Annotated in this window: 14 protein-coding genes and 1 pseudogene; 6 read left to right on the forward strand and 9 right to left on the reverse strand. The window is 70.7% G+C overall.

What is annotated here, in order from left to right; all coding sequences use genetic code 11:
* Positions 1-182: 182 nt before the first annotated feature.
* Complete coding sequence (msrA, locus tag AB0M93_RS45570) at positions 183-698, reverse strand: peptide-methionine (S)-S-oxide reductase MsrA (RefSeq protein WP_364286653.1); 516 nt, start codon at positions 696-698, stop codon at positions 183-185.
* A gap of 139 nt (positions 699-837) precedes the next feature.
* Here msrA and AB0M93_RS45575 point away from each other — a divergent pair, with 139 nt between their 5' ends.
* The gene (locus AB0M93_RS45575) at positions 838-1,215 is read left to right on the forward strand and encodes an STAS domain-containing protein (RefSeq protein WP_364286656.1); all 378 of its coding nucleotides are present in this window, start codon (positions 838-840) and stop codon (positions 1,213-1,215) included.
* A gap of 175 nt (positions 1,216-1,390) precedes the next feature.
* Here AB0M93_RS45575 and AB0M93_RS45580 read toward each other — a convergent pair whose 3' ends face one another.
* Positions 1,391-2,257 (reverse strand): LysR family transcriptional regulator, encoded by an 867-nt coding sequence (locus tag AB0M93_RS45580; RefSeq protein WP_364286659.1) that lies wholly within the window; start codon positions 2,255-2,257, stop codon positions 1,391-1,393.
* Positions 2,258-2,345: 88 nt separating this feature from the next.
* On the opposite strand from AB0M93_RS45580, the gene AB0M93_RS45585 reads away from it, so the two are divergent.
* Positions 2,346-2,804 carry a nuclear transport factor 2 family protein gene (locus AB0M93_RS45585; RefSeq protein WP_364286662.1) on the forward strand — a complete coding sequence of 153 codons (459 nt, stop codon included), beginning with the start codon at positions 2,346-2,348 and terminating at the stop codon, positions 2,802-2,804.
* On the opposite strand, the gene AB0M93_RS45590 is transcribed toward AB0M93_RS45585, so the two are convergent.
* Together AB0M93_RS45590 and AB0M93_RS45595 are read right to left on the reverse strand one after the other, a co-directional pair.
* Positions 2,797-3,507 carry a 2OG-Fe dioxygenase family protein gene (locus tag AB0M93_RS45590; protein ID WP_364286665.1) on the reverse strand — a complete coding sequence of 237 codons (711 nt, stop codon included), beginning with the start codon at positions 3,505-3,507 and terminating at the stop codon, positions 2,797-2,799. The genes AB0M93_RS45585 and AB0M93_RS45590 overlap by 8 nt on opposite strands.
* 28 nt (positions 3,508-3,535) lie before the next feature.
* The gene (locus tag AB0M93_RS45595) at positions 3,536-4,411 is read right to left on the reverse strand and encodes a helix-turn-helix transcriptional regulator (protein WP_364286668.1); all 876 of its coding nucleotides are present in this window, start codon (positions 4,409-4,411) and stop codon (positions 3,536-3,538) included.
* Positions 4,412-4,678: 267 nt separating this feature from the next.
* Here AB0M93_RS45595 and AB0M93_RS45600 point away from each other — a divergent pair, with 267 nt between their 5' ends.
* Positions 4,679-5,104 (forward strand): hypothetical protein, encoded by a 426-nt coding sequence (locus AB0M93_RS45600; RefSeq protein WP_364286671.1) that lies wholly within the window; start codon positions 4,679-4,681, stop codon positions 5,102-5,104.
* Positions 5,105-5,117: 13 nt separating this feature from the next.
* Here the strand turns inward: AB0M93_RS45600 and AB0M93_RS45605 are convergent, their stop codons facing one another.
* A complete protein-coding gene (locus AB0M93_RS45605; RefSeq protein WP_364286674.1) occupies positions 5,118-5,423 on the reverse strand; it encodes a hypothetical protein in 306 nt (101 codons plus the stop codon).
* A gap of 122 nt (positions 5,424-5,545) precedes the next feature.
* On the opposite strand from AB0M93_RS45605, the gene AB0M93_RS45610 reads away from it, so the two are divergent.
* Positions 5,546-6,457 carry a hypothetical protein gene (locus tag AB0M93_RS45610; RefSeq protein WP_364286677.1) on the forward strand — a complete coding sequence of 304 codons (912 nt, stop codon included), beginning with the start codon at positions 5,546-5,548 and terminating at the stop codon, positions 6,455-6,457.
* Between the two features lie 87 nt (positions 6,458-6,544).
* Positions 6,545-6,982, forward strand: a complete 438-nt coding sequence (locus AB0M93_RS45615) for a L,D-transpeptidase (RefSeq protein ID WP_364286680.1) — start codon at positions 6,545-6,547, stop codon at positions 6,980-6,982.
* Here AB0M93_RS45615 and AB0M93_RS45620 read toward each other — a convergent pair.
* The gene (locus AB0M93_RS45620; protein ID WP_364286683.1) at positions 6,937-7,380 is read right to left on the reverse strand and encodes a hypothetical protein; all 444 of its coding nucleotides are present in this window, start codon (positions 7,378-7,380) and stop codon (positions 6,937-6,939) included. The two genes, AB0M93_RS45615 and AB0M93_RS45620, sit on opposite strands and share 46 nt — an antisense overlap.
* Positions 7,377-7,802 carry a hypothetical protein gene (locus AB0M93_RS45625; RefSeq protein ID WP_364286686.1) on the reverse strand — a complete coding sequence of 142 codons (426 nt, stop codon included), beginning with the start codon at positions 7,800-7,802 and terminating at the stop codon, positions 7,377-7,379. Before AB0M93_RS45625 ends, AB0M93_RS45620 begins: the two co-directional genes overlap by 4 nt.
* 105 nt (positions 7,803-7,907) lie before the next feature.
* Between AB0M93_RS45625 and AB0M93_RS45630 the strand changes: the two genes are divergently transcribed.
* Complete coding sequence (locus AB0M93_RS45630; RefSeq protein WP_364286689.1) at positions 7,908-9,269, forward strand: NAD-dependent succinate-semialdehyde dehydrogenase; 1,362 nt, start codon at positions 7,908-7,910, stop codon at positions 9,267-9,269.
* A 38-nt stretch (positions 9,270-9,307) separates the two neighbouring features.
* Here AB0M93_RS45630 and AB0M93_RS45635 read toward each other — a convergent pair whose 3' ends face one another.
* The gene (locus AB0M93_RS45635; RefSeq protein ID WP_364286692.1) at positions 9,308-10,402 is read right to left on the reverse strand and encodes a tyrosine-type recombinase/integrase; all 1,095 of its coding nucleotides are present in this window, start codon (positions 10,400-10,402) and stop codon (positions 9,308-9,310) included.
* 149 nt (positions 10,403-10,551) lie between these two features.
* Positions 10,552-11,080: pseudogene (locus tag AB0M93_RS45640) on the reverse strand (IS5 family transposase); the annotation flags it as partial.

Below are 11,080 nucleotides of genomic sequence, written 5' to 3' on the forward strand. Positions count from 1 at the left end.
TCGGCTGTCGACTGTCCATTGAGGAATTGATCAGGATCACCGCCGTTCGGGTGATCTTCACTGCGCTTGCGGGGGTCCGGGTGGCGGAGCCCCGGCTCGGGGCGAAGCCCCGCATGTCACCGCCGAGACGACGAAGGCCCCTTCGCCGGGAATCGGCGAAGGGGCCTTCGGTGGTACTGGTGTCAGGCGGTCTTCTCGCGCTTCGGGAGCTTCCAGCCCGGGCGCACGAAGTGGCAGGTGTACCCGTTCGGGATGCGCTGCAGGTAGTCCTGGTGCTCCGGCTCGGCCTCCCAGAAGTCACCCACCGGGCTCACTTCGGTGACGACCTTGCCCGGCCACAGCCCCGACGCGTCGACGTCGGCGATCGTGTCCTCGGCGACCCGCTTCTGCTCGTCGTTCTCGAAGAAGATCGCCGAGCGGTAGCTCAGGCCGATGTCGTTGCCCTGCCGGTTCTTCGTCGTGGGGTCGTGCACCTGGAAGAAGAACTCGAGCAGGTCGCGGAACGTGGTCCGCGCCGGGTCGTAGACCACCTCGATGGCCTCGGCGTGGGTGCCGTGGTTGCGGTAGGTGGCGTTCGGGACGTCGCCGCCGCTGTAACCGACCCGGGTCGAGATCACCCCGGGCTGACGGCGGAACAGCTCCTGCATGCCCCAGAAGCAGCCGCCGGCCAGGACGGCCCTTTCGGTTGACGTGGTCACGGCGTCACTCCTTCTCCTCGTGCGGTGTCACCGACCTGTACAACTTCCCCGGACTCCCGATGATTCCACGCCGGTATTACGGAAGCCTGACGTGACGTGGGACGATGGTCCCGGGACGGGACAGCTCCCGGGAGGCGCCATGCGCGACGACATCGCCCCGGAACGGCCCGGCGGCGTGCTGGTCGTCGAAGTGCGAGGCGAGCTGGACATCGGCTCGGTGCTGCGGTGGACGACGGTGGTCGAAGCCGCCATCTGCGAGCTGCCCGGGCCACACCTGCTGGCCCTGGACCTCGGCATGCTGGAGTTTCTGTCGATCCGCGGCGCCCACGGCGTGGCGGGCGTGTTCGCGCTGTGCCGCGAACACGGGATCGCGGGCTGCCTGATCGCGCAGCCCGGCAGCAACGTGGAGCGGGTGGTCCGGTTCACCGGCCTGGCGGCCCGGGTGCCGGTGTTCGCGGACCGGCTGCTGGCCACCGCCGCCTACCAGCCGGTCGCGGTGCGGTGGCTACCGAGGTGAGACTCAGCGCGGCGCCGGCGTGACGGCTGCCGCGGTGCGGGCGGGGGATTGCGTGAACGTCCAGCGCCGGCCCGTCATGGTGTCGGCCATGCCGGGCGCGCCCAGCTCAGCCGCGGCGAAGGCGCAGCGTCGACCATGCTCGGCCAAGCCGCGCGGTCGTAGCTGCCGACGCCGCTCAGACGGGCTCGCGCACCAGCTCGGCCGCGGCGTCGGCGAACGCGCGCACCCGCGCCGAGGCCGTTCCGGCCGGCCACACGAGCCCCCACTCGAGCCGGGGCGCGTCGGCCATCGGCACGTACGCCACGTCCGGCCGCGGGTAGTAGCGCCGGATGTGGGCGCCGACCGGCAGCACACCAGCGCCCGCGCCGGCCAGGGTGAGCAGCTCCTGCAGGCCGGCTCGCGGCCGCAGGTCCGCGTCCGGGGCGTGCTCGTCGAGCCACGGGTCCGGCAGGGCGCAGCGCAGCACCGTGACCCGGGCCAGGTCCGCGACCGGCACCGCGTCCCACCGGGCGAACGGGTGCCCGGCCGCGACGGCGAGGAAGCGCAGCTCCCGCACCAGCACCGGGCCGGTGACCAGGTCCCGGCCGTCGAGCGGCAGCCCGGCGAGCACGACGTCCACCTCGCCCTCGCGCAGCCAGGGCAGCACCTCGGCCGGGCGCGCCTCCCGGAACTCGACCTCGCAGCCGGGTGCCCGCCGCCGGAACCGCTCGGCCACGCCGGCCAGCAGCTGCCCGCCCGCCGCGTCGCCGAACGCCACGCGCAGCGTCCCGGTCACCCCGCGGCCGGCGTCGACCGCCTTGGCCACCGCCGCCGTGACCGCCGACCAGGCCGGCCGCAGGTCGTCGCGCAGCTGCCGCCCCACCGGCGTCAGCTCGACGCGGCGGCTGGTCCGGGTGAACAGGGGCACGCCGATCCGCCGTTCCAGCTTGCGGATCGTCTGGCTGACCTGCGCGGTGGACACGCGCAGCCGCTCGGCCGTGCGCCCGAAGTGCAGCTCCTCGGCCAGCGCCAGGAACGACTCGAGCTCCCGCGATTCCGGCATGCGCCCGCCCCGATCGTGAACTCCTGCTTGACGATCGTGGCACAGAATCGCGTTGATCGGCTTCGCGGGTCTCAGCAGGCTGGAGCACATGACCGACGAAGGAACCTCGCGCGACCACATCGAGATCGTCGACGCGCTGTACCGCTTCGGCCTCGGCCAGGACCTGAAGGACCGCGAGCTGTTCGCGTCGTCGTTCGCCGCCGACGCCGAGCTGGACTTCCGGCCCGCGGCGGCGCGGTGGGGCGCCCACCCGCCGCTGATGACCGGCCGGGACGCGATCGTGGACACGATCCTGGCGCTGTTCACCGGCCGCGTCGACACGACCCACCAGGTGACCAACCCCCGCGTCACGATCGACGGCGACACCGCCCGCCTCACCGCGCTGGTCGAGGCCCAGCACCTGCTCAGTCCCGGCCACGGCACGCACGCGCTGCTGAAGAACCGCTACGACGTCGGCCTCGTCCGTGACGGCGACCGCTGGGTGATGCGCCGCGTCGTCATCGAAAACGCCTGGTACACCGGCGATCCGGCGGCGATCTTCAGCTGAGGCCGTAGGTCTGCGGGTAGTCCACAGTGCACACGAGCGCGTCGCGGCGGGCCCGCCGGCCGGCCGGGGCGACCAGCGGGCTGGCGGTGTGCAGGAACCGGGCGTCCTCGAACACGATGAGCTGCCCGGGCTCGAGCCGCTGCGTGTGGACCGGGGTTTCCGGGTCTTCGGGCCGGTACAGGGACGTCTCGGCGCCGGTGCCGTCGCGGTCCACGACGTAGACGAAGACGAACTCCTCGCCGTCGGCGTGCGGGCGGGTCACGACGTTGGTGAACGTCCGGAAGATGTTGACGCCGAAGGTGCCCCGCGGCCGCCGCCGGTGTTCCGGCAGCAGGCCCAGCACGGCGCGGATCCACGCTGCGAACAGCGGGTCGCCCGCCACGGGCGTGCGCGCGTACTCACGGCGTCCGGGGCGCCCGCCGCGGTCCTCGATGGCGATCTCGGCGTGCTCGCTCAGCGCCGGGACATCGCCGTCCCACGCGTACTCGACGACGTCCCGCGCGCGCTCCCGGTCGGCGGGGATGTCGCCGGGGTAGCAGCGGAGGACGTCCGGCGTGAAGTACGTGCGCAGCAGGTGCTCGCGCAGGCGCGCGCCCGGCAGGCCCAGCTCGTCGTCCGACACGACGAGGTAGCCGCCGGTGTCGAGCTGCTTGCGGGCCAGGCGGAGGTCTTCACCGGCGGAACCGGGAAGGTCGAAAGCCATGCGTTCGTCCCAACGTGAAGGGAAAGGGTCAGCCGAACTGTTCGGCTTGGATCTCGCGGATCAGGGCGCGGCTTTCGTCGGGCTCGAGGGAGGCGGCGACCAGGGCGTCGTGGTAGCCGCGGTAGTAGGCGACCGTCTCGGCGGTCTCGATGTGCCGGAACCCCGCGTGGGTCTCGATGTGCACGATGTCGCGGTCGAGTTCGTCTTCGAACTCGAAGTAGGCGTACATGCAGCTCATGGAGAACAGCGGCGGCTGCGAGAAGGGGAAGACGCGCAGTTCGATGTTCGGCGCGGTCGAGCGTTCCACGAGGTGGTCGAGCTGGGCGTGCATGATCTCGCGGGAGCCGACGAACTGCCGCAGCGCGGATTCGTGGGTGACCGCGACCAGCTTCAGCGGGTCCATGCCGTCGCGCTCGGCGAGGGCGTGCTTGCGCCGCTCGCGCAGGTCGACGAGCCGGTCGACCTCCTCGGCCGACCACCAGTGCTCGTGGGTGGAGTACTGGGCGCGGGCGTAGTCGGGGGTCTGCAGCAGCACCGGCAGCAGCGGGATCGTGTAGATCCGGGCCACCGTCGCTTCGGTCTCGTACGCGAGGTGCGCGTCGAGCCCGGGGGTCGCCGTGGTCTGCGAGTAGTCGGTCCACCAGCCCTGGCGCCCGGACGCCTTCACCCAGCGCATCAGCCGGTCGGCCAGCTGGGTGTTCTCGATCCCGTAGAAGCGGATCAGGTCGCGGACGTCCCTGGCCTGCGGGCTGCCCTGCGCGTTCTCGAGCCGGGAGAGCTTCGACGTCGAGATCAGCAGCGCCTCGGCCACCTCGTCGAGGGTGCGGCCGGATTCGTCGCGCAGCCCTTTGAGCGTGTCCGCGATCCTGCGGCGCGGCACGATCGGGCCTTGCGTGGCGGCCATGCGGGGGACCTTCGTTCTGGTGGTGGGCCGTTCAGGATGGGAAGCCCGGTCGTGGGTTTCCCACCGCGCCGCGGACGATACCCCCTCCCGCCGGGTTGACGTGGGACGCCCCCGGGGTGGGTTTCCACCGGTGGGCATCCCTCTGACGGACAGCTAGGCCGAACAGGTAGTCCCGCCCTGGGATTTCGCCGTGGGAATTGCAAAGCTGCTCCGCCCAGGCACAGACTTGCAGGGGAGCGGACGGCGCCGAGGGGAAGGGGCCAGGCCATGTTCGTCGTATTGAAATTCGGTGTGCTCGTCCGGGTGCTGGCCGGCGCTGCCGTCGCTGGTTTCCTGGTGTTCCTGCTGGTCGGCGGGCTGACGTCGGGCCCGGCCGGCTCGCCCGCCACCCCGGCGCCGAATCCCGCCGCCGGCGGCAGCGACCTGCTGGCGCGAACCGCGCCCACGCCGTACGTCGTGACCGGCACGGGCAGCGGCCTGAACATCCGGTCCTGTGCGGCGTCGACGTGCCGCCGGGTCGGCTGGGCCAAGGAGGGCGCCACGTTCGCGGCCGAGTGCTGGATGCACGGAACGCCCGCCTCGGGCGACGACCGCTGGCTGCGTGGCACGGCGGGCGGCAGCACGGGCTACGCGGCCGCGCACTTCCTCCGGGGCAGCGGCGCACCGGAGTGCGGGTCCGCGCGCCAGACGTGAAGCCGGTGCGCGGTCACTCGCCGCGCATCGAGCGGCGGATCTCGGCCAGCCGGTCCTTGGCCGCCTGGTCGCGGTCCGCGATCTGCTTGTCGAGGGCTTCGGCCGTGTTCTCCGTGCCGAGGCCGGCGACGTCGGCGGCACCGAGCGACGTGGTGTACCGGTTCTCGATCTTGTCCCGGACGAAGTCGAAGCTGGGCACCCCGCCCTCGCTGTAGTCCGGATCCGGCAGCGGCGGCGCCGGGATCGCGATCGCCGCGGTGGGGGTGTCGTCGACGATCTCGCCCTCGACCACGTTCTGGTCGTCGTGCGGGTTGCTCATCTCCCGACCTTAGCGCCGTTGTGGGCACTCCGGCCGCGACCAGTGGGTAATTCGGCCGTGGGCCGGGCGGGCGCGGTGGGGAATTCTCGACGCGCACAGCCGGTGTCCGGAGGGAGCAGACCATGAGTGCCGGGGCTTACCGCGCCGAAACCGCGGAAATGGGGGCGGTTGTCAGGGCGGTCGAAGACGTCGGTTCGTCCTTCCTTTCGGCGACCCGCGATCTGGAAGGCCTGGTGCTGGACGCGCTGTCCTTCGCCGGGATCGGCAGCGGGGTCGCCGCCGCGAACACGGCGTTGCACTCGACGCTCGGCAGCGCGCTCCAGAAGCTGTTCAGCCTGCTGACGAACGTGAACCAGAACGTCCAGACCGCCGCGGACGGCTACCGCGCCGCCGACTCCGACGTCGCCCAGGCCTACGGCGGCGGGCAGGGCGGTGGCGGCGGCGCCGCTGCGGCCGCCGCCGTGCCGCAGCAGCTCGACCCCCGGGTCGTCGACTCGATCATGCGGTCCGAAGGCGCGACGGGGGAGCAGGGCGGAGTGCCCGAGGCCTACGGCTTCCGGCAGAACATGCACAACGGCTACGACCGGATCATCGCCGCGCGCGAGCAGTACGGGATCGGCAGCGCCGAAGAACGCGCCGTCGTCGCCGACCTGATGACCGCGAACGCGCGCACGGCAGGCGCGCTCAACTTCACCGATCCCGGCACCCAGGCCGCGATCATGTCCGGCGCGCACATGCGCGGCGCCGGCGGCGTCCGGGCCATCCTCAACCACATGGCGGGCGAGGACATCGTGCGCAGCTCGCGCACCCTCGGCGACGCGACCATCCAGCACGTCCAGGGCCTGACGCCGGAGCAGTTCCAGCAGGAGTTCCGCGACGCGCGCGTCGAGTACGACCGCCAGATCTACGGCGCGACCACGACCACCCAGGGTGGCCACACGCAGAACTGGTGGGACCGCTACGGCACCGGCCTGACCCGCCGCTACGACCGGGAACAGGCGGAATTCCTCGGGCTTTCGCAGCCGCAGAACTGATTTGCGGATTCTCCGTGTTCCGCGGGTTCGAAGATCGCCCGGCTGGGCACTCTCTTTGTGTAGCCGAACGACAACGGGAGGCGCACGATGAACCGGAGGATGATCGCACTACTGGGCGGGGTCGCCGCGATGGCGGGGACCGTGGCGTTCGCGGGAACGGCCGAAGCGGCGTCGACGCCGTGCAGTGCCGAAGCGAAGGCCTGCGTCCAGCGCAGTTCGAATACCGCGTGGCTGACCGACGGCGCCGGGAACGTCACCCACGGCGGCGTCCCGATCACGGTGGGGCTGCCTAAGTACCCGACCCCGCTGGGGAAGTTCCACGTGCAGTACAAGGACATCGACCACTACAGCAAGCAGTTCAACGGTCCGATGCCGTACTCGGTGTTCTTCACCACCACCGGGGTCGCGTTCCACCAGGGCAGCCTTAAGGTCAAGTCCCACGGGTGCGTGCACCTTTCGCACGCCGACGCGGTGACGTTCTACAACTCGCTGCACCCGGGTGACGTCGTCGAGGTCGTGCCCTGATCCGTCCGTTGTGGACGGTCGAGCAGCGCGCCGGTGACGGCGCCGAACACCAGGTGGTCCAGGATCTGCGGCCCGCGTGGCAACGCCCGCACGGCGGGGTAGCCGCGGGCCGCGATCCCGAGGTCCAGCGCCGCGATGACGAGTCCGGCGACCGCGCCGCCGCCGGCGCCCAGCCGGTGGCGGCGCGAAACCGCGGCGAGCACGCCGGTCCATCCGGCGGAGACGAAGACGTGCGCGACCAGCCCGGCGGCGACGCCGGGCCGGTCGCGTTTGCCTGGCATAAGGGTGCCGGCCGCGCGGGTGACGGCCAGGACGTCACCACCGGTGACGAGCGCGTGGACAGTCGACGGTATACCGCTCACCACGGCGGCGACGGCGCCCGCGCTCGCGGCTCTCATCCGGCCAGGTACGCGGCCACCCGGATCCGCAGGCCGCGGACGTGGGGGAGCGCGACGGTGAAGGCCCGGGCCGGGCGGTAGCCGGGCCAGGGGTCGCCGTGCGTGCACGGGCCGGCGAAGTACACGAAGCCGTCTTCGTCGTCGTAGCGGCCAGGCGTCCAGACCGTCGCGTCGCCCGCGTTGCGGGCCCGCGCCGCCCAGTACTCGTCGTGCTTCATGACGCGGCGCAGCTGCCCGGCGAACTCCGCCAGTTCGGCTTCCGGCAGGCCCAGACCACGGCCGCTCCACACCCGCGGCATGCGTTCGGGCGTCCGCGCAGGGCTGCCGAAGGTGACCGCGCCGTCGGCGTACCGCCGGCTCCAGCGCGTGTTTTTCGGTGCTGTGATGGCGAAATCGGGTCCGCCGGTGAGTTCCAGCGTCATGGGGGAACGATAGTCGATCAAGCGGGGAGGGGTACCGCCGCGCGGGTGCCGATCATTGCCCAGATAGTGTATACAGTATCCAGTAGCCTGGCTAAGGAGGCCGTCTTGTACACAGTCACCAACCCGGCGACGGGCGAGCTGGTGGACGAGATCCCGAACGCGGCCGACGAGGAGGTCCGCGCCGCGATCGACCGCGTGCACCGCGGCTTCCTGGCCTGGCGCGCCCGCCCGGTCGCCGAGCGCGCCGCGGTGGTGCTGCGGGCGGCGGAGCTGTTCGCGGAGCGCGCCGGCGAGCTGGCCGCGATCATGACGCTGGAGATGGGCAAGCGCATCAACGAGGGCCGCGGCGAAGTCGGCGTCGTCGTCGACATCTTCCGGTACTACGGCGAGCGCGGCCCGGACCTGCTGGCGGACGAGCCCCTGCCGATCCGCGGCGGCGAAGCGGTGCTGACGAAGGAGCCGATCGGGGCGCTGCTGGGGGTCATGCCGTGGAACTTCCCGTGCTACCAGGTGGCCCGCTTCGTGGCACCGAACCTGGTGCTGGGCAACACGATCCTGCTCAAGCACGCATCGATCTGCCCCCGTTCGGCGTCGGCGATCGAGAGCGTGCTGCGGGACGCAGGCGTGCCCGCGGACGCGTACGTGAACGTGTTCGCGTCGAGCCGGCAGGTCCCGTGGATGCTGGCGGACCCGCGCCTGGCGGGGGTGTCGCTGACGGGCAGCGAGCAGGCGGGCATCGCGGTGGCGGCGGAGGCGGGCCGCAACCTCAAGAGGTGCGTCCTGGAACTGGGCGGCTCGGACCCGCTGATCGTGCTGGACACGGACGACCTGGACGAAACGGTCCGGACAACGGCAACGGCCCGGATGCGCAACTGCGGCCAGTCGTGCAACGCGCCCAAGCGCATCATCGTGCTGGCGGAGCTGTACGAGGAGTTCACCGACCGGTTCGCCAAACGCGTGACGGAGTACTACGTCCCAGGAGACCCGGCAGACCCATCGACAACGCTGCCCCCGTTGGCCTCGAAAGCGGCAGCGGACGAGGTGGCGGCCCAGATCCAGGCGGCAATCACGGCGGGAGCGACGTTACGCGCGGGCGGCCACCGCATACCGGGCCCGGGAGCGTACGTGGAGGCAACGGTTTTGACGGACGTGACACCGGAGATGGCGGCGTACCACGAAGAGATCTTCGGCCCGGTGGCGCTGGTGTTCCGCGCGGAGAGCGAGGAGCAGGCGGTGGCGCTGGCGAACGACACACCGTTCGGACTGGGGGCGAGTGTGTTCGGGACCGATCGTGCCCGGGCGGCTCGGGTGGCGCGGGGGATCGAGGCGGGGATGGTTTATGTGAACAAGTCGGGTGGGTCGGAGGCGGATCTGCCTTTTGGGGGCATCAAGCGGTCGGGGATGGGACGGGAGCTGGGGGCTTTGGGGATTGAGGAGTTCATGAACAAGAAACCGATACGCCTCTGACCTGCTGGTTTGTTGCGTTTGGTTCCGCCAGGCCGTCGTCAGGCCGTCTCGGAATCCTGGGCCGTCTGCGGCGGCCGGCGGGGCTTGAACACGCGGTTGGTGGCCGCGCGAGCCCGCTTGTGGCTCGACGGGACGAGGTGGGTGTAGATCCGGAGCGTGTAACCGGGGTCGTGGTGTCCTAGGTACTCGGCGACTTCCTTGATCGACACGCCGTTGGCAAGCATCGTCGAGGCGAAGAAATGCCTCATGGCGTGCATCCCGTCCCGGCGTTCGACGTAGTCGAGTCCCGCACTCGCGAAGGCCGGCCGCCAGGCGTGGTACGCGAAGTTCGACCCCTTGATCACGTTCCCGATCGGCTGCCCCGCGTAGGCGCTGCGCTTGATAACTCGGCCGATCAACACGCGCACGGTCTCCGGCCGGCCACCCGGTTCGAGCCAAGGGAGTGTCAGCGTGACGGGCTCGAAGGTGGCCATGTAGTCGTCGATGTCATCGAGCACGCCTTGCCCGAGCGGCACCACACGGGTCTTGCCGCCCTTGGGCGGTGAGAACACCGGCTGAGTGCCGATCCACCGGATCTGACGCTGAACGTTGACGATCATCTCGTCCCGGTCGACGTCGTCCGGGCTGAACCCGAAGATCTCCATCTGCCGAAGCCCGAGGCCAGCCCCGAGCGGCACCGTGACGGTGTACTCGGCGGGCAGGGCGAGCCGGACCGCGCGGACTCGACTGTCCGGCCACGGGATGACCTTCCGCTGGACAGGCTTGGGCCGCTTGACGCTCTTCGCCCGGCACGGGTTCGCCCGAATCTTCTTGTCGTCGTAGGCGGCCTGGAGGATGGCGGACACGGTGTCGAAGAGCACCGCGCGAGTGGACGCCATCAGGCCGCGACCGCCTTCGCTCTTCGGCCGTTCCAACCAATCGAGCCAGTCACGAATGGTGTCGGTCTTCGCGGCCACCTTGAGCGGCTTGTCCCCGAGGAACGGGAAGATCCCGGTCTTGAGGTGGTTGCTCACGGTCTGCCGGGTCCCCGCGTCGGCGGACTGGCCCTTGCGCCACTGGGCCGTGTAGTCGCGGAACTTCTCTTCGCCGGACTCGGCCGAGATGTACTCACCGGCGAGCACGTCGTGTTGCATCTTGGTCAGGAAGGTCTTGGCCTTCGTGAGTTGCTTGTCCGGGAAGGACTTACTCCGCTCGTTGCCCTCGGGATCGTAGTAGCGGACCTTGTACCGGTCGCCCTTGCCGAACAGTTCGGTCTTCTCGCGGACCGGGTGACCCTTAGGACTCAGTTCAGAATGAGTTTGCGGAGGCAGATTACGGAGCAGGCCAGGCTGAGGATGGCTTGGTGGACGTTGGCTCGTCGTTCGGTGCGGATGCGTAGTCGTCGGAAGTTTTTGAGCCAGGCGAAGGTGCGTTCGACTGGCCAGCGGACTTTGCCGAGGCCGGAGCCGTGTTCGGTGCCGCGGCGGGCGATGAGCGGGGTGATGCCGCGGGCGCGGACCAGGCGGCGGTACTTGTCGTGGTCGTAGCCGCGGTCGGCGTAGAGCCGGCGAGGCCGCTGCAGTGGCTTGCCGACGACGCCGCGGATCGGTGGGATGGCGTCAAGCAGCGGGATCAGCTGGGTGACGTCGTTACGATGGCCGCCGGTGAGTGTGACGGCGAGCGGGGTGCCGTGGGCGTCGGTGATCAGGTGGTGCTTCGAGCCAAGCTTGCGGCGGTCGACCGGGCTGGGTCCGGTGTGGTCCCCCCTTTGAGGGCACGCAGGTGGGTCGAGTCGACCAAGGCTGCGGACAGGTCCAGCAGGCCAGCCGCGC

The organism is Amycolatopsis sp. NPDC051102 (genome assembly GCF_040682815.1).
Lineage (GTDB): Bacteria > Actinomycetota > Actinomycetes > Mycobacteriales > Pseudonocardiaceae > Amycolatopsis.

What these genes read in the sequence shown, in the direction of transcription:
- AB0M93_RS45575 (WP_364286656.1), top strand. Translation starts at nt 838, where the DNA reads ATGCGCGACGACATCGCCCCGGAACGGCCCGGCGGCGTGCTGGTCGTC.
- AB0M93_RS45580 (WP_364286659.1), bottom strand. Translation starts at nt 2,257, where the DNA reads ATGCCGGAATCGCGGGAGCTCGAGTCGTTCCTGGCGCTGGCCGAGGAG.
- AB0M93_RS45585 (WP_364286662.1), top strand. Translation starts at nt 2,346, where the DNA reads ATGACCGACGAAGGAACCTCGCGCGACCACATCGAGATCGTCGACGCG.
- AB0M93_RS45590 (WP_364286665.1), bottom strand. Translation starts at nt 3,507, where the DNA reads ATGGCTTTCGACCTTCCCGGTTCCGCCGGTGAAGACCTCCGCCTGGCC.
- AB0M93_RS45595 (WP_364286668.1), bottom strand. Translation starts at nt 4,411, where the DNA reads ATGGCCGCCACGCAAGGCCCGATCGTGCCGCGCCGCAGGATCGCGGAC.
- AB0M93_RS45600 (WP_364286671.1), top strand. Translation starts at nt 4,679, where the DNA reads ATGTTCGTCGTATTGAAATTCGGTGTGCTCGTCCGGGTGCTGGCCGGC.
- AB0M93_RS45605 (WP_364286674.1), bottom strand. Translation starts at nt 5,423, where the DNA reads ATGAGCAACCCGCACGACGACCAGAACGTGGTCGAGGGCGAGATCGTC.
- AB0M93_RS45610 (WP_364286677.1), top strand. Translation starts at nt 5,546, where the DNA reads ATGAGTGCCGGGGCTTACCGCGCCGAAACCGCGGAAATGGGGGCGGTT.
- AB0M93_RS45615 (WP_364286680.1), top strand. Translation starts at nt 6,545, where the DNA reads ATGAACCGGAGGATGATCGCACTACTGGGCGGGGTCGCCGCGATGGCG.
- AB0M93_RS45620 (WP_364286683.1), bottom strand. Translation starts at nt 7,380, where the DNA reads ATGAGAGCCGCGAGCGCGGGCGCCGTCGCCGCCGTGGTGAGCGGTATA.
- AB0M93_RS45625 (WP_364286686.1), bottom strand. Translation starts at nt 7,802, where the DNA reads ATGACGCTGGAACTCACCGGCGGACCCGATTTCGCCATCACAGCACCG.
- AB0M93_RS45635 (WP_364286692.1), bottom strand. Translation starts at nt 10,402, where the DNA reads ATGCAACACGACGTGCTCGCCGGTGAGTACATCTCGGCCGAGTCCGGC.